The sequence below is a fragment of the Herbaspirillum sp. SJZ106 genome (assembly GCF_006715495.1).
In the GTDB taxonomy this organism is placed as follows: Bacteria; Pseudomonadota; Gammaproteobacteria; order Burkholderiales; family Burkholderiaceae_D; genus Herbaspirillum.
Genome location: NZ_VFNI01000003.1, coordinates 311,798 through 327,589, shown reverse-complemented (window position 1 = coordinate 327,589; position 15,792 = coordinate 311,798). Strand labels below are relative to the sequence as shown.

Sequence of the window (15,792 nt, the reverse complement as noted above, 5' to 3'; positions counted from 1 at the left end):
ATCATGACCGCATGACCGGCTATTGAAGCGGGCTCACCATGCTTCTCCTCCTGCTCACGGCCGGCGCCATGCCCGATCATTGAGGCTCGCGATTGCCAAACCTGAAAACGGCACGTATCCTTGCGCCCATGCCAAACATACGCCCTTCCCGCGCTGAAGACGGCCCGCGCGTCGTCGAGATCTGGCGCCTGGCGGTAGACGCCACCCACGACTTCCTCTCGCCGGCCGACCGCGCCGCGATCGAAGACGACGTGCGCGGTTTCCTCCCCGCAGCACCGCTCTGGCTTGCCGTCGATGACAATGATTTCGCACTAGGCTTCATGCTGCTCGATGGCGCGAAGATGGAAGCGCTGTTCATCGATCCTTCGCATCACGGCCGCGGCATCGGCCGCGCGCTGGTAGCCCATGCGCTGGCGCTGCACCCGATGCTGGAAACGGATGTCAACGAACAGAACACGCAAGCCGTGCGCTTCTATGAACGCATGGGCTTCACCGAAACCGGACGCTCCTTGCTGGACGGGCAGGGGCGCGCCTATCCGTTGATTCACCTGCGCTGCATCTTCGAGCCGCAATAGCCGGCGCCAGCCAATAAAAGCCGGCTGCACGGCGCCAATGCCGTTCAGTTAAGACTAATGCTGAAGCACGCATCACCCGAGCCCGTTCGGGCTGAACAGGCCCGCCAGGGCCGTATCGAAGCCAGCGCGCCAGCATCAGCGGCCTCGCCTGCCCTTCGATACGCTGCTGCGCAGCTACTCAGGGCGAACGGAGTCTGGACTCCACAAACCGCCACAAATACAAATGCCGTTCAGCGCTTAACTGAACGGCATTAGCAGCACGGCGCCCTACTTGCCGGGCCGCCAGTGCGCAGCCGAGGCTGCCTAACCCCAAACGGGCCTCAGATCTTCTCCAGCTTCGCCACCGACAGGTCCAGCAGCTTCATGCCGAACTTGCCGAAGTTGATGTGCGCGCGGGTGGCCCCGCCGCCGCCTTCGATGTTGACGATCACGCCCTCGCCGAACTTGGCGTGCGCCACGTTCTGGCCGATGCGCCAGCCCGAATCGGAACGCGAGAAATTCTGCGCGATCTTGTTGTTGCCGGACTCGGGCGCATCGTCCCAGGCCGACTTCGGATGCGCGAACCAGCTGTTCTTCTGCACCTTGGGCGAGAGCCATTTGATGGCATCCTCGGGCAACTCGTCGAAGAAGCGCGAGCGCATGTTGTAGCGCGTCTGGCCGTGCAGCATGCGGGTCTGCGAGAAAGTCATGAACAGGCGCTTGCGCGCGCGCGTGATGGCCACGTACATCAGGCGGCGTTCCTCTTCCACCCCGCCCTCTTCCTTGGCGCTGTTCTCGTGCGGGAACAGGCCCTCTTCCAGACCGGTGATGAACACCGCGTCGAATTCCAAACCCTTGGCCGAGTGCACCGTCATCAGTTGCAGCGCATCCTGGCCGGCCTGCGCCTGGTTGTCGCCGGCTTCCAGCGAGGCGTGCGACAGGAAAGCCGACAGCGGCGACATGATGGTCACCAGCGGCGCGTCGGCATCGATCACTTCGACGCCGTCTGCGGTAGTGATCGCAGTGCCGGCGGTGGCCTGCGCCTGCGGGCCGAGGAAGGCCGGGGCGTCCAGGCCATACCCTTCTTCCGAGACGAACAAGGTGGCGGCGCTGACCAGCTGCTCCAGGTTCTCGATGCGGTCGGCGCCTTCCTTCTCGTTACGGTAATGCGCGATCAGGCCCGACAGTTCCAGCACCACCTTGACCGTTTCCGGCAGGGGCAGGTGCTGGGTTTCGAAGCGCGCGCCTTCGATCAGCTTGACGAAGGCGTTGAGCGACGAGCCGGCCTTGCCGGCCACGTACGGCACGGCCGCGTACAGCGAGCAGTTGTACTGGCGCGCCGCATCCTGCAGCGACTCCATCGCGCGGGCGCCGATGCCGCGCGTGGGAAAATTCACCACGCGCAGGAAAGCCGAGTCGTTGTGCAGGTTGTCCATCAGTTGCAGGTAGGCGATGGCGTGCTTGATTTCGGCGCGCTCGAAGAAGCGCTGGCCGCCGTAGACGCGATAGGGAATCGCCGAGGAAAACAGCGCATGCTCCAGCACGCGCGACTGCGCGTTGGAGCGGTAGAGGATCGCAATCTCGCTGCGGCCCCAGCCTTCGGCGATCAGGTCCTTGACCTGCTCGATGATCCATTGCGCTTCCTGCAGGTCGCTGCTGGCCTCGTAGACGCGCACCTGCTCGCCGTGACCGGCATCGGTGCGCAGGTTCTTGCCCAGGCGGCGGCTGTTGTTGGAGATCAGCTCATTGGCGGTATCCAGGATGTGGCCGTGCGAGCGGTAGTTCTGCTCCAGCTTGATCAGATTCTCCACCCGGAACTCGCGCTCGAAGGCCGACATGTTGCCCACGTTGGCGCCGCGGAAGGCATAGATGCTCTGGTCGTCGTCGCCCACCGCGAACACCGCGCCGTGCGGGCCGGCCATCAGCTTCAACCACTTGTATTGCAGATCGTTGGTGTCCTGGAACTCGTCCACCAGGATGTGGCGGAAACGCGCCTGGTAATGCTCGCGCAGCGGCTGGTTGCGCACCAGCAGCTCATAGGTGCGCAGCAGCAGCTCGGCGAAATCGACCACGCCTTCGCGCTGGCACTGCTGGTCGTACAGCTCGTAGAGTTCGACGAACTTGCGGTTGTAGTCGTCATGCGCTTCCACATCCTGCGCGCGCAGGCCCTGGTCCTTGGCGCTGTTGATGAAGTACATCAGGTTGCGCGGCGGATATTTTTCATCGTCCACGTTCATCGCCTTGAGAAGGCGCTTGATGGCCGAAAGCTGGTCCTGCGAATCGAGGATCTGGAACGTCTGCGGCAGCCCGGCGTCCTTGTGGTGCGCGCGCAGCAAGCGGTTGCACAGGCCGTGGAAGGTGCCGATCCACATGCCGCGGGTATTGATCGGCAGCATGGCCGACAGGCGCGCGGTCATTTCCTTGGCGGCCTTGTTGGTGAAGGTCACCGCCAGGATGCCGGCCGGCGACACCTGCCCGGTCTGGATCAGCCAGGCGATGCGGGTAGTGAGCACGCGGGTCTTGCCGGAACCGGCGCCGGCCAGGATCAGCGCGGACTGGGCCGGCAGGGTCACGGCGGCCAGTTGTTCTTCGTTGAGGTTGTGGAGAAGATTTTGCATCCCGAGATTATAAGGCGGCGCGCTCCCCGGCGCGGCGCAAAGCCGCCCGGCGGCGCGCTATACTTCCGGGCGCGTTCGCCGGCCAGGCCTGCGAATCCCTCCCAACCAGCCCTGCATCATGGTGCCCCATGCTCCGTTCGCGACTGATTTCCGCCCTGACTGCCGCCTTGCTGATGGCCTGCGGCTTCGCCCCCACCGCCCCGGCGTTCTCGCCCCGTACCGAGGTCAGCCAGCTGCTGTCGCTGCAAAAGACCCGCCTCGATGTCGCCGCACCGGTGGCGCGCAGCAAGTGGAATTCGCACGCGCCGATCGACGATCCGGCGCGCGAGCAGGCGATTCTCGACGATGTCGGCGCACGGGCGCAACAACTCGGGCTCGATGCGCAATGGGCGCGCGGCTTCTTCCAGGACCAGTTCGACGCCGGCAAGATCGTGCAACGCGACCTGCATCGGCAATGGAAGCTGGAGCAGCGCCCGCCCTTCGCCAACCCGCCCGACCTCGCCCGTGAGGTAAGGCCGGTGCTGGACCGGCTCACGCCGGAGCTGCTGGCGGCACTGGCGCGCCTCAACGACCGCTGGTGCGAGCCGGATGTGGCGGGCGCGCTGGATGAGCTGGCGCCGCAAATCCTGGGCGCCGACTATGCGCCGGCGGCGCAGGAAAAAGCCACGCAAGCGCTGCGCTGCAGACAGTAAACCGCCTGCATCGCACCTTGCCAGATTGCTATCGTCGCGCAAAAGCGACTAAAAAACAGGAAAACGCTTGCTGTCCTGCAGCATTTTCCCCGGAGGAGTAAAATCCGGAACAGCTGTTCACGCGCACATCCGCGCCTGCAGCGTCCACATCCCGAACTCCCCCATCATGTCCGACGATTCATGTAGTCCCAGTCCTGTGCCGGCGCGTCCGCTGACGCCGGCCAAGGTCACCACGCAGATCCTTTCCACCGCCTTCTTCACGTTCCTGGTCTATCTGGCCATCGGCATCCCGATGGCGGTGCTGCCGGGCTACATCCACCTCGACCTCGGTTACAGCTCGGTGATCGCCGGGCTGGGCATCAGCGTCCAGTATTTCGCCACCTTCATCAGCCGCGCCAACGCCGGCCGCATGATCGACACCGTCGGCGCCAAGCAGACCGTGATGCGCGGCATGCTGCTGTGTACCGCCAGCGGCGGCCTGCTGTTGCTGGCGGCGCTGGCGCAATCGCTGCCCTTTCTCAGCCTGATGCTGCTGTTCGCCAGCCGTGCCTTGCTGGGCCTGGGCGAGAGCCTGGTCGGCACCGGCGCCATCATGTGGGGCATCGGCCGCGTCGGCGCCGACAATACCGCCAAGATGATTTCCTGGAACGGCATCGCCACCTACGCCGCGCTGGCCATCGGCGCGCCGCTGGGCGTGATGCTGGACCGCTCGCTGGGCTTCGCCGTGATCGGCCTGGCGGGCGCGGCGCTGACCGCGACCGGCTACCTGCTGGCGCGCGGCGGCCCGAACGTGCCGGTGGTTCTCGGCGAAAAGCTGTCGTTCAAGCTGGTGCTGCGCCGCGTGTTCGCCTACGGCCTCGGCCTGGCGTTCGGCACCATCGGCTTCGGCTCGATTGCCACCTTCATCACGCTGTACTACGCCGACCACCGATGGGGCAACGCGGCCTTCGCGTTGACCGCCTTCTCCGCCGCCTTCGTCGGCGCGCGCCTGCTGTTCGCCAATGCCATCAACCGTTTCGGCGGCTACCGCGTAGCCATCGTCAGCTTCCTCACCGAAGCGGTCGGCCTGTTGCTGCTGTGGGTCGCCGGCGCGCCGGAGGTGGCGATGCTGGGCGCGGCGCTGACCGGCTTCGGCTTCGCGCTGGTGTTCCCTTCGTTGGGCGTGGAGGCGGTCAAGCTGGTGCCGGCGGCCAACCGCGGCGCGGCGCTGGCGGCCTATTCGGTATTCCTCGACCTGGCGTTGGGCTTCACCGGACCGCTGGCCGGCCTGATCGTGGGCCAGCTCGGCTATCCGCAAGTGTTCCTGTTCGCCGCCATTGCCGCCATCGGCGCGGTAGCCTTGTCGCTGTCGCTGTACCGCAGCGCGCAGCAGCGCAACGGGCAATGATCCCGACCTGATCCGCCGCAAGCCGCACGCAGGGATACGGCAACACGATGGGGCCGATAGCAAGATCGCTATCGGCCCCATCGCCATTTTCATCCACTATTTTTATTGAAATATGGAACGCTTGCCCCATCTCTTCCATCAATACAGTCGCATCGAACACTGTCTGCGTGCGTGATTTGCAATAGAATCGCCATGTTGTTTTCACCCGCTGACGAAAAACCAAACACCTGAAGGAGCGAAAAATGGCAAAGAAGAATGTTGCGGCAACATCGATCAACATCGGCATCAGCGACAAGGATCGCAAGAAGATCGCCGACGGCCTGTCCAGGCTGCTGGCCGACAGCTACACGCTCTACCTGAAGACCCACAACTTCCACTGGAACGTCACCGGCCCGATGTTCAACACCCTGCACCTGATGTTCGAAGGCCAGTACACCGAACTGGCCACCGCGGTCGACCTGATTGCCGAACGCATCCGCGCGCTGGGTTATCCGGCCCCGGGTTCGTACAAGGACTTCGCCAAGCTGTCGTCCATCCCGGAAGCCGAAGGCGTGCCGTCGGCGCAAGAGATGATCGCCCAGTTGGTGGCCGGCCAGGAAGCCGTGACCCGCACCGCGCGCTCGATCTTCCCGGCGGTCGATGCCGCCGCCGACGAGCCGACCGCCGACCTGCTGACCCAGCGCATGCAGTTGCACGAAAAGAACGCATGGATGCTGCGCAGCCTGCTGGAAGGCTGATGGCCGGTGACCGACCGGCACGGGCGCGGCCGCCGCGCCCGTGCGATGGCCAATGACATCTGTTGACATCTGTTGATCATGAAAGCGAAAGGCCATGCCTACCATGCGATCCACGGCAAAACTTGTTGGCGGCCTGTGCCTTGCCATCGGCTTGCTCGCCGCCAGCCCCTCCCGGGCGCAAACGCCTGACTCGGTTTCCGCCGCCAAGGCCCTCTCCTCCACGCTCTGGCTGACCACCAAGGTCTACCTTGAAGGCGCGCCGGAGCAGGACGTGCAAGCCGACTACATGGGCGTCGTCGGCCTGTCGAGGTGGGATAGCGCGCGCAACCGTTATGAATTTTTCGATCCGGCCACCGGCGCATCGCGCCTGAAAGCGGGCGGTGGCGGTTACTTCTTCATCACCGGCGACGGCAAGCATCACGTTCTGGTGCCTGACGCGGGCGCTGTCAGGGTGCTCCCCCGGCGGCTGGAGAAGCTGACCACGGCCGAGTTCACTTATTCGCGCGAGGTGCCTCGCAACATGGTGCAGGGCAATCCCCCAGTGCGGATCTATGTGGTGCACACGCCTTACACCGGGCCATTCAACCCGCCACTGTCCCAGCCTTGAACGATGGCGCCGGCAAGCGCGCCGGCCCCGCCATCATGTGCGCTCAGAACAGGCCGGCAAAGCCGCGCGCGGCGGCCTGCGCATCCTGCGGCGCCATATAGACGCTGCTGATCGCTGCCACCATGTCGGCGCCCTGCGCAATCAGCGGCAGGCAATTCTCTTGCGTCATGCCGCCGATGACCACCACCGGCAGCGGGATTTCCCGCTTCGACTCGGCCACGATTTCCGGCGCGGTCTTGAATGCATATTTCTTCACGCGCGACGGATAGAAGCCGCCGAAAGCCACATAGCTCGCTCCGGCCGCATGGGCGTCGCGCGCCAGTTGCAGCGTGCCGTAGCACGAAGCGCCGACGATCTTGTCCCGACCGACCCTGGCGCGCACCTCGGCGACCGAGGCATCGGTGCCGCCGACATGGATGCCATCCGCATCCAGCGCGAGGCACAGCTCGACATGGTCGTTGACGATGAACGGCGTGTTGTGGCGGCGGCACACATGCAGCAGCGCGCTCGCCTGCTCCCGGCGCAAAACCTCGTCCGCGTTCTTGTGGCGGTATTGCACCAAGGCCGCGCCGCCCCGGATCGCCTGCTCCGTTGCGCTCACCAGTTGTTCCGTGTCATCCCAGTCGGGCGTGACGATATACAAACCGCGCACATGCCATTGCTTGTCTGTGTGGTCCATTCCTGTTCTCCCTTCAATGCGTTTCTATTTCCGATACGGCGGCACGCGGTTGGGAATGCGCTGCCCGGCCGCAATCGCATATGACGTCGCCAGCGCATGCTGGCAATAGTCTTGCGCGCCTGCGATGGCATCGTGCATCTCAAATCCTCGCGCCAACAAGGCCGACAAGGCCGCCGCCAGCGTGCAGCCGCTGCCGTGGAATTCATCGGGCAGGCGCGCCCAGCGCCAGCGCGCACTTCCCTCGGCAGCGTCGGCATCCTCGCCCTGCCCGGCGTCCGGCGGCTGGCCGTACCAGCGGTTGACCACGTCGGACTCCTGCGGGCCATGCCCGCCCTTGAGCAGCACATGCCCGCAGCCGCGCCGCATCAGCGCCGCAGCCTGCCGCCCCGGCGGCACGTCGCCGCACAGGCGCCGCGCCTCGTTGAGGTTGGGCGTGATGACGGTGGCCAGCGCATACAAGGGCTCGATCACGCGCGCGGCGTCGTCCTTCGAGAGGTTGTCCCCTTTGCCATTGGCCAGCACCGGGTCCAGCACCACCGGCAGCGCCGGATTGCGTGCGCGCAGCTGGCCGATCAGCGCCGCGATCGCCTCGGCGTTGTCGCGGCTGCCGGCGATGCCCAGCTTGACTGCGGCGATGTCGAAACGGTCGATCAGCACCTGGGCCTGGTGGCGCACCAGTTCCGGATCGAGCGCATGCACCGCGAACACGCTGACGTTGTCCTGTACCGTCAGCGCGGTCGGCACCGACAGCGGATGGCAGCCGAGCGCGCTGATGGCGGGGATATCGGCCTGCATGCCGGCGCCGCCGCTGGGGTCGGAGCCGGAAAACACCAGCACGCAAGGCGGCGTGGGACGATAGCTGGCGTTCACACTACGCGCCCGGCCATCGGCGAGGATGGCGATGCGTGGAACTTGCGCGGGATGCGGCCCGCGAGGAAAGCCTCGCGCCCCGCCTCCACCGCCAGCTTCATCGCGCCCGCCATGCGGATGGGATCGCGCGCGCCGGCGATGGCGCTGTTCATCAGCACGCCGTCGCAGCCCAGCTCCATCGCGATGGCCGCGTCCGACGCCGTGCCCACGCCGGCATCGACCAGCACCGGCACCTTGGCCTGCTCGATGATCAGCGACAGGTTCCACGGATTCAAGATGCCCATGCCGGAACCGATCAGCGAAGCCAGCGGCATCACCGCCGCCACGCCCAGGTCTTCCAGCATTCGCGCCTGGATCGGATCGTCGCTGCAATACACCATCACGTCGAAACCATCCTTGACCAGGGTCTCGGCGGCCTTGAGCGTCTCCGGCATGTTGGGGAACAGCGTCTTCTCGTCGCCCAGCACCTCCAGCTTCACCAGCTTGTGCCCGCCCAGCAGCTCGCGCGCCAGTTGCAGCGTGTAGACCGCATCGGCCGCGTTGTAGCAGCCGGCGGTATTGGGCAGGATGGTGAATTCCGAGGGCGGCACCACATCCAGCAGGCTGGGCGCATTGGGGTCCTGGCCGATGTTCACGCGGCGGATCGCCACGGTGATGATCTCGGCGCCGCTGGCAACAGTCGCCGCGCGCGTCTCGTTCAGGTCCTTGTACTTGCCGCTGCCCACCAGGAGGCGCGAGCGGTAGGTTTTTCCAGCGATGGTCAGGCCTGTGTCCTGTACCAGCGCGGGTGTGTCGTTCATGTTCATTTCAAATCCTTTCATGTCTCTTGCAATTGTGCGAAAAGGAATGCATACGGCTGGTGTGCAGACTTCGATACGCCGCTTTGCGGCTACTCAGTCCGAACGGAATCACTTGAAGCGCGACAAACATCATCGGAATGACAGCACTAGGTGATAGCGAACCTGCACCCCGAAGCCGCAGGCGAGTAACAAGCACCGCGATGCCGCAGGCGAGCCGGCCATGCTTTCCCCTTGTGGGCCAGCCGCCGGAGCGCGGGGAAAAATGGATCAGAAAGGCAGTCGGAGCGCAGCGACTCTGCCTTTCCCATTTTTCCTCGCGCTTCGGCGGGAACCCCGCAGGGGCTGGCACTTAGGGGCCGCCTTTCTTTGCTTACTTTCTTTGGCGGAGCAAAGAAAGTGAGCGGCTGCCGGCTGAAGCAGTGCTTCAGCCTCCCGGCGCTCACCTCCGACCGGAGAAAGAAAAGCATAGAGCCAGTACATCGACCAGCAGTAAGGCCAGACTACCTAATAAAAAAACTCACCCGCCACCAATCGCCCGCACCACATCGACCTTGTCAGTCTCCGCCAGCAAACGTTGCGCCCACTGCTGCGCAGGCACCACCTGCCGGTTGACCGCCACCGCCACCGCCTTCCCGGACAGTTCCAGCGAAGCGACCAACTGCTCCAGCGTAAAGCCATCCGGCAAGGAATGCGGCTTGCCGTTCAGTTCGATCTGCATGGCGAGGCTCATTGCTTCGAATAGATCTCGGCGCCCATCTTCACGAACTCGACCGACTTCACTTCCATGCCCTGCTTGAGCGCCTCGATTTCCGAGATGCCTTCCTTGGCCGCGTAGTCGCGCACTTCCTGGGTGATCTTCATCGAGCAGAAGTGCGGGCCGCACATGGAGCAGAAGTGCGCCACCTTGGCCGAGTCCTTGGGCAGGGTTTCGTCGTGGAATTCGCGCGCCTTGTCGGGGTCCAGGCCGATGTTGAACTGGTCTTCCCAGCGGAACTCGAAGCGCGCCTTGGACAAGGCGTTGTCGCGGATCTGCGCGCCCGGATGGCCCTTGGCCAGGTCGGCCGCATGCGCGGCGATCTTGTAGGTGATGATGCCATCCTTCACATCCACCTTGTTGGGCAGGCCCAGGTGTTCCTTCGGCGTGACGTAGCACAGCATGGCGGTGCCGTACCAGCCGATCTGGGCGGCGCCGATGCCGGAGGTGATGTGGTCGTAGCCGGGGGCGATGTCGGTGGTCAACGGGCCCAGCGTATAGAACGGCGCCTCGTGGCACTGCTCCAGCTGCAGGTCCATGTTTTCCTTGATCAGGTGCATCGGCACGTGGCCGGGGCCTTCGATCATCACCTGCACGTCGTGCTTCCAGGCGATCTGGGTCAGCTCGCCCAGGGTCTTCAGTTCGCCCAGTTGCGCCTCGTCGTTGGCATCATAGATCGAACCGGGACGCAGGCCATCGCCCAGGCTGAAGCTGACGTCGTAGGCCTTCATGATCTCGCAGATGTCTTCGAAGTGCTCGTAGAGGAAGGATTCGCGGTGGTGCGCCAGGCACCACTTGGCCATGATCGAGCCGCCGCGCGAGACGATGCCGGTCATGCGCTTGGCGGTCAGCGGCACGTATTGCAGGCGCACGCCGGCGTGGATGGTGAAATAGTCCACGCCCTGCTCGGCCTGCTCGATCAGGGTGTCGCGGAAGATTTCCCAGGTCAGGTCTTCGGCCTTGCCGTTGACCTTTTCCAGCGCCTGGTAGATCGGCACGGTGCCGATCGGCACCGGCGAGTTGCGGATGATCCACTCGCGCGTCTCGTGGATGTTCTTGCCGGTGGACAGGTCCATCACGTTGTCGCCGCCCCAGCGGATGGCCCAGGTCATTTTCTCGACTTCCTCGCCAATGGACGAGGTCACGGCCGAGTTGCCGATGTTGGCGTTGATCTTGACCAGGAAATTGCGGCCGATGATCATCGGCTCGACTTCCGGGTGGTTGATGTTGGCGGGGATGATGGCGCGCCCGCGCGCCACTTCGTCGCGCACGAACTCGGGCGTGATCTCGGCCGGGATCGAGGCGCCGAAGGACTGGCCGGGATGCTGGCGGCCCATCAGGTCGGACAGCTTGGCGCCCATCGGGCCGGAGGCTTTCAACTGTTCCAGGTATTCCTGGCGGCGCAGGTTTTCGCGGATGGCGATGAATTCCATCTCGGGCGTGATGATGCCGCGCCGGGCGTAGTGCATTTGGGAGACGTTACCGCCGGCCTTGGCGCGGCGCGGCTTGCGGTGCAGGTTGAAGCGCAGCTCGGCCAGCGCCGGATCGTTCAGGCGCTGTTGGCCGTATTCGGAGGTCGGGCCGTCCAGCTCCTCGGTGTCGTCGCGCTCCAGGATCCAGGGCAGGCGCGGCGTGGGAAGGCCGGCGCGGATGTCGATCTTCACGTCCGGATCGGTATAGGGGCCGGAGGTGTCGTAGACATAGATCGGCGGGTTCTTTTCGGAACCGAACATGGCCGGGGTATCGGCCTGGCTGATTTCGCGCATGGGCACGCGGATATCCGGACGCGAACCGGTCACGTAGATCTTGCGGGAATTCGGGAGAGGCTGGATCGCTGCCTCATCCACCGTGGCGGTGGCGGACAGGAACTTGGGATTGGCATTCATTTTGGCTCCTTTGCGGTTGGCTCGGAGCCAGCAAAGGAGGTGACGGAAGAAGAACGCCAGCCCGCCCTGGGCGGTTAGGTGCTGCGTCTTGCTGCCGGTTGCTTCCCTTCGCTGGCATTATCCAGATCAGGTTCAAGGGTATTTCTCACCCACCTTGCGGCAGGACCCCTAGCGTTTTACGCCGGTGCAAACACCGGCGAGCGGCCATTATAAGGCGCTTTGTGGCAGCAGGCGAGCAGAAACGCTGCCCGCCATGAACTCATCCGCGCCGGGCAGCGCCGGCTGTGGTCGGCGACAGGTTCAAGCCGGCAGCGTGCCGCCTTCGTCGATGATCTTCCAGTAGCGCATCACCTTCTCGACATAGTTGGCGATGCCGGTGCCGGCGGGCAAGTTGCTCAGGTTATTGGGATCGACGCCGTTCTCGCCGGAGTTGTAGGCGCGCAGCGCGATCTCCCAGCTGTCCTTGCCGTATTTCTGTTTCATCTCCTCTTTCATGTCGGCCAGGTAGAAGGCACCGGCCAGGATGTTGGTGGCCGGGTCGTTCTTGTCGCGCCCTTGCAGCTCGGGATGGCGCGCCTGCAATGCGGCGAAGGTGTTGTCGTTCATCTGCACCAGTCCGGTGTCGCCCCTGCCGTTCGGATTGTTGGTGGCGGCGCCCGGGTCCCAGCGCGATTCGTCATGGATCAGGCCGGCCAGCAGGCTGGCCGGGACGCCGCTGCGACGCGACGCTTCCTCGATCATGTCGCGGTAGGGCTCGGCCTGCGGCGGCAGGCCCGGCCCCAGATGACTGGAGCCGTCACCATTGCCCTGGTACGGCTCATCGGCGTCGGCCCCGATGGCGTCGGGCGTGACGCTCTTGCGGGAGACCACCGGCGGTCGGTAAGTGGTGGTGATGTCCACCGTGATATCGACCGACTCCACCGGCGGCGAACCGTGGCCGCCACCGCCCGGCGTAATGCCGAGCCGGTCCAGGGTTGGCTTGATGACCGCATATTCCTTCTGGAAAGCAGGATCGCGGAACCACCTGTCCGCCAGATCCTGCCAGGTTACGCCTTGATCCGACACCTTCGACATCTGCGGTTCTCCACTCATCATGAAATTGCCTGGAATCACATCGCGGCGGCCAGGCATGCCGCGAAACCTTGCCTGCCAAACAACAAACTTGGCTGCGGTAATGGATAAGTCGCTTCCCGGCCCCCGCCAGTTCCACCGGCCGCCACTGCCGGCCCCGCCTCCCTTATAATGGACGGTTTCGCAAAAACACACGTCAAATCATGGAATTAGCCAAGTCGTTCGAGCCTGCCGAGATTGAAAAATTCTGGCGCGAGGAATGGGAAAAGCGCGGTTATTTCGCCGCCACCACCGACGCCGAAAAACCGTCGTTTTCCATCCAGCTGCCGCCGCCGAACGTGACCGGCACCCTGCACATGGGCCACGCGTTCAACCAGACCATCATGGACGGCCTGACGCGCTACCACCGCATGCGCGGCTACAACACCGCGTGGATCCCCGGCACCGACCACGCCGGCATCGCCACCCAGATCGTGGTGGAGCGCCAACTCGATGCGCAAAAGGTGTCGCGCCACGACCTCGGCCGCGAAAAGTTCGTCGAGAAGGTGTGGGAGTGGAAGGAAAAATCCGGCTCCACCATCACCGGCCAGATGCGCCGCATGGGCGCCTCGACCGACTGGGAGCGCGAATACTTCACGATGGACCCGAAGATGTCCAAGGCCGTCACCGAAGTGTTCGTGCGCCTGTACGAGCAGGGCCTGATCTACCGCGGCAAGCGCCTGGTCAACTGGGACCCGGTGCTGGGCACCGCGGTGTCCGACCTGGAAGTGGTGTCGGAGGAAGAAGACGGCTCGATGTGGCACATCAAGTACCCGCTGGCCGACGGCAGCGGCACCATCACGGTCGCCACCACCCGTCCTGAAACCATGCTGGGCGACGTCGCCGTGGCGGTCGATCCGACCGATGAGCGCTATGCCGCGCTGGTGGGCAAGATGCTCAAGCTGCCGCTGGTGGGCCGCGAGATCCCCATCATCAAGGATGAATACGTCGACAAGGAATTCGGCACCGGCTGCGTGAAGATCACCCCGGCGCACGACTTCAACGACTACCAGGTCGGCGCACGCCACAACCTGGACAAGATCAGCGTGTTCACGCTGGACGCCAGGATCAACGAAAACGCGCCCGCCAAGTACCAGGGCCTGGACCGCTTCGAGGCGCGCAAGCAGATCGTGGCCGATCTCGACGCGCTGGGCCTGCTGGAACTGGTCAAGCCGCACAAGCTGATGGTGCCGCGCGGCGACCGTACCGGCGTGGTGATCGAGCCGATGCTGACCGACCAGTGGTTCGTGGCGATGAGCAAGCCGGCGCCGGAAGGCACCTACTTCCCCGGCAAGTCGATCGCCGAGACCGCGCTGGAGAAGGTCGCTTCCGGCGAGATCAAGTTCGTGCCGGAAAACTGGACCAATACCTACAACCAGTGGCTCAACAACATCCAGGACTGGTGCATCTCGCGCCAGCTGTGGTGGGGCCACCAGATCCCGGCCTGGTACGACGACGAAGGCAACATCTACGTCGCGCGCAGCGAGGAAGAAGCCCGCGCGCAAGCCGGAGGCCGCGCCGTCAAGCGCGACGAGGACGTGCTGGACACCTGGTTCTCCTCGGCGCTGGTGCCGTTCTCCACGCTGGGCTGGCCGGAAGAAACGCCGGACTACAAGCTGTTCCTGCCGTCGTCGGTGCTGGTGACCGGCTTCGACATTATCTTCTTCTGGGTGGCGCGCATGGTCATGATGACCACGCATTTCACCGGTAAGGTCCCGTTCGACACCGTCTACGTGCACGGCCTGGTGCGCGACGGCAGCGGCCAGAAGATGTCCAAGTCCAAGGGCAACACGCTGGACCCGATCGACCTGATCGACGGCATCGGCGTGGATGCACTGGTGGCCAAGCGCACGGCCGGCCTGATGAACCCGAAGCAGGCGGCCAGCATCGAGAAGGCCACCCGCCGCGAATTCGCCGATGGCATCCCGGCCTTCGGCACCGATGCGCTGCGCTTCACCTTCGCCTCGCTGGCGACCCTGGGCCGCAACATCAACTTCGACCTGAACCGCTGCGAGGGCTACCGCAACTTCTGCAACAAGCTGTGGAACGCCACCCGCTTCGTGCTGATGAACACCGAAGGCCAGGACTGCGGTTTCGACGGCCATGAGAAGGGCGTGTGCGACAAGAGCTACCTGCAGTTCTCGCAGGCCGACCGCTGGATCGTGTCGCTGCTGCAGCGTACCGAAGCCGAGGTGGCGAAGGGTTTCGCCGACTACCGCTTCGACAACATCGCCACCGCCATCTACAAGTTCGTGTGGGACGAGTACTGCGACTGGTATCTGGAAATGGCCAAGGCCCAGATCCAGACCGGCAACGAGGCGCAGCAGCGCGCCACCCGCCGCACCCTGCTGCGCGTGCTGGAAGTGATCCTGCGCCTGGCGCACCCGGTGCTGCCGTTCATCACCGAGCAGTTGTGGCAGACCGTGGCGCCGATGACCGACAAGAAGCTCGACCCGGCCGGCGACTCGATCATGCGCCAGCCGTATCCGCAAGCCGACCTGGACAAGGTCGATGCCGAAGCCGAGGCCTGGATGGCGCAGTTCAAGTCGCTCACCGACGCCTGCCGCAACCTGCGCGGCGAGATGCAGCTGGCGCCGTCGCTGCGCGTGCCGCTGATCGTGGAAGCGGCCGACGCTTCGGCGGTGCAGTCCTTCCTGCCTTACCTGCAGGGCCTGGTGCGCCTGTCGGAAACGCAGGTGGTAGCGCAGCTGCCGGAGTCGCCGGCGCCGGTGGCCATCGTCGGCGACGTCAAGCTGATGCTGAAGGTGGAAATCGACGTGGCCGCCGAGCGCGAGCGCCTGGGCAAGGAAATCGCCCGCCTGACTGGCGAGATCGCCAAGGCCAACGGCAAGCTGTCCAACGAAAGCTTCGTGGCGCGCGCGCCGGAAGCGGTGGTGGCGCAGGAGAAGGAACGCCTGGCCACCTTCACCGCCACGGTCGGGAAGCTGCAGGAGCAGTTGGCGAAACTGAAGTAAGTTTCGCCGCATCCGGCTATCGCCAAGCCGCCGTTCCGCAAGGGACGGCGGCTTTTGTTTTGGATATTACGTAGATAACTAAAGTGTTTAAACAGTATCTGGACTTTGGTTATTTACAAAATA

The 15,792-nt window shown here is 64.5% G+C and carries 13 protein-coding genes and 1 riboswitch; of the genes, 6 read left to right on the top strand and 7 right to left on the bottom strand.

The window, feature by feature from the left end:
- Window positions 1-128: 128 nt before the first annotated feature.
- On the top strand, window positions 129-575 hold the full coding sequence (locus FB598_RS11295) for an acetyltransferase (protein WP_141914582.1): 447 nt from the start codon (window positions 129-131) through the stop codon (window positions 573-575).
- Window positions 576-895: 320 nt separating this feature from the next.
- On the opposite strand, the gene FB598_RS11290 is transcribed toward FB598_RS11295, so the two are convergent.
- Window positions 896-3,172: a UvrD-helicase domain-containing protein gene (locus tag FB598_RS11290; RefSeq protein ID WP_141914583.1), complete on the bottom strand. Its 2,277-nt coding sequence runs from the start codon at window positions 3,170-3,172 to the stop codon at window positions 896-898.
- A 128-nt stretch (window positions 3,173-3,300) separates the two neighbouring features.
- Here FB598_RS11290 and aroQ point away from each other — a divergent pair, with 128 nt between their 5' ends.
- The 4 genes from aroQ to FB598_RS11270 all read left to right on the top strand — a co-directional run bounded on the left by aroQ (window position 3,301) and on the right by FB598_RS11270 (window position 6,595).
- Window positions 3,301-3,864 carry a gamma subclass chorismate mutase AroQ gene (aroQ, locus tag FB598_RS11285; RefSeq protein ID WP_141914584.1) on the top strand — a complete coding sequence of 188 codons (564 nt, stop codon included), beginning with the start codon at window positions 3,301-3,303 and terminating at the stop codon, window positions 3,862-3,864.
- A gap of 166 nt (window positions 3,865-4,030) precedes the next feature.
- Window positions 4,031-5,251, top strand: coding sequence for an MFS transporter (locus FB598_RS11280; RefSeq protein ID WP_141914585.1), 1,221 nt, complete (start codon window positions 4,031-4,033; stop codon window positions 5,249-5,251).
- A 242-nt stretch (window positions 5,252-5,493) separates the two neighbouring features.
- Window positions 5,494-5,988, top strand: coding sequence for a Dps family protein (locus tag FB598_RS11275; RefSeq protein ID WP_141914586.1), 495 nt, complete (start codon window positions 5,494-5,496; stop codon window positions 5,986-5,988).
- Window positions 5,989-6,082: 94 nt separating this feature from the next.
- Window positions 6,083-6,595 carry a DUF4822 domain-containing protein gene (locus tag FB598_RS11270; RefSeq protein ID WP_221292406.1) on the top strand — a complete coding sequence of 171 codons (513 nt, stop codon included), beginning with the start codon at window positions 6,083-6,085 and terminating at the stop codon, window positions 6,593-6,595.
- A 43-nt stretch (window positions 6,596-6,638) separates the two neighbouring features.
- Here the strand turns inward: FB598_RS11270 and thiE are convergent, their stop codons facing one another.
- The 6 genes from thiE to FB598_RS11240 form a co-directional block, all read right to left on the bottom strand.
- A complete protein-coding gene (thiE, locus tag FB598_RS11265) occupies window positions 6,639-7,274 on the bottom strand; it encodes a thiamine phosphate synthase (RefSeq protein ID WP_141914587.1) in 636 nt (211 codons plus the stop codon).
- A 24-nt stretch (window positions 7,275-7,298) separates the two neighbouring features.
- Window positions 7,299-8,144, bottom strand: coding sequence for a hydroxymethylpyrimidine/phosphomethylpyrimidine kinase (locus tag FB598_RS11260; protein WP_141914588.1), 846 nt, complete (start codon window positions 8,142-8,144; stop codon window positions 7,299-7,301).
- Entirely contained in the window at window positions 8,141-8,950 is an 810-nt protein-coding gene (locus FB598_RS11255; protein ID WP_141914589.1) for a thiazole synthase, read from the bottom strand. Before FB598_RS11255 ends, FB598_RS11260 begins: the two co-directional genes overlap by 4 nt.
- A 511-nt stretch (window positions 8,951-9,461) precedes the next feature.
- Window positions 9,462-9,662: a sulfur carrier protein ThiS gene (gene thiS, locus FB598_RS11250; protein WP_141914977.1), complete on the bottom strand. Its 201-nt coding sequence runs from the start codon at window positions 9,660-9,662 to the stop codon at window positions 9,462-9,464.
- A gap of 8 nt (window positions 9,663-9,670) precedes the next feature.
- Window positions 9,671-11,584 carry a phosphomethylpyrimidine synthase ThiC gene (gene thiC / locus FB598_RS11245; protein ID WP_141914590.1) on the bottom strand — a complete coding sequence of 638 codons (1,914 nt, stop codon included), beginning with the start codon at window positions 11,582-11,584 and terminating at the stop codon, window positions 9,671-9,673.
- Window positions 11,585-11,670: 86 nt separating this feature from the next.
- Window positions 11,671-11,764: riboswitch (TPP riboswitch) on the bottom strand.
- A 120-nt stretch (window positions 11,765-11,884) separates the two neighbouring features.
- A complete protein-coding gene (locus FB598_RS11240) occupies window positions 11,885-12,679 on the bottom strand; it encodes a lytic transglycosylase domain-containing protein (RefSeq protein WP_221292407.1) in 795 nt (264 codons plus the stop codon).
- Between the two features lie 179 nt (window positions 12,680-12,858).
- Here FB598_RS11240 and FB598_RS11235 point away from each other — a divergent pair, with 179 nt between their 5' ends.
- Window positions 12,859-15,669 carry a valine--tRNA ligase gene (locus tag FB598_RS11235; protein ID WP_141914592.1) on the top strand — a complete coding sequence of 937 codons (2,811 nt, stop codon included), beginning with the start codon at window positions 12,859-12,861 and terminating at the stop codon, window positions 15,667-15,669.
- Window positions 15,670-15,792: the final 123 nt, after the last annotated feature.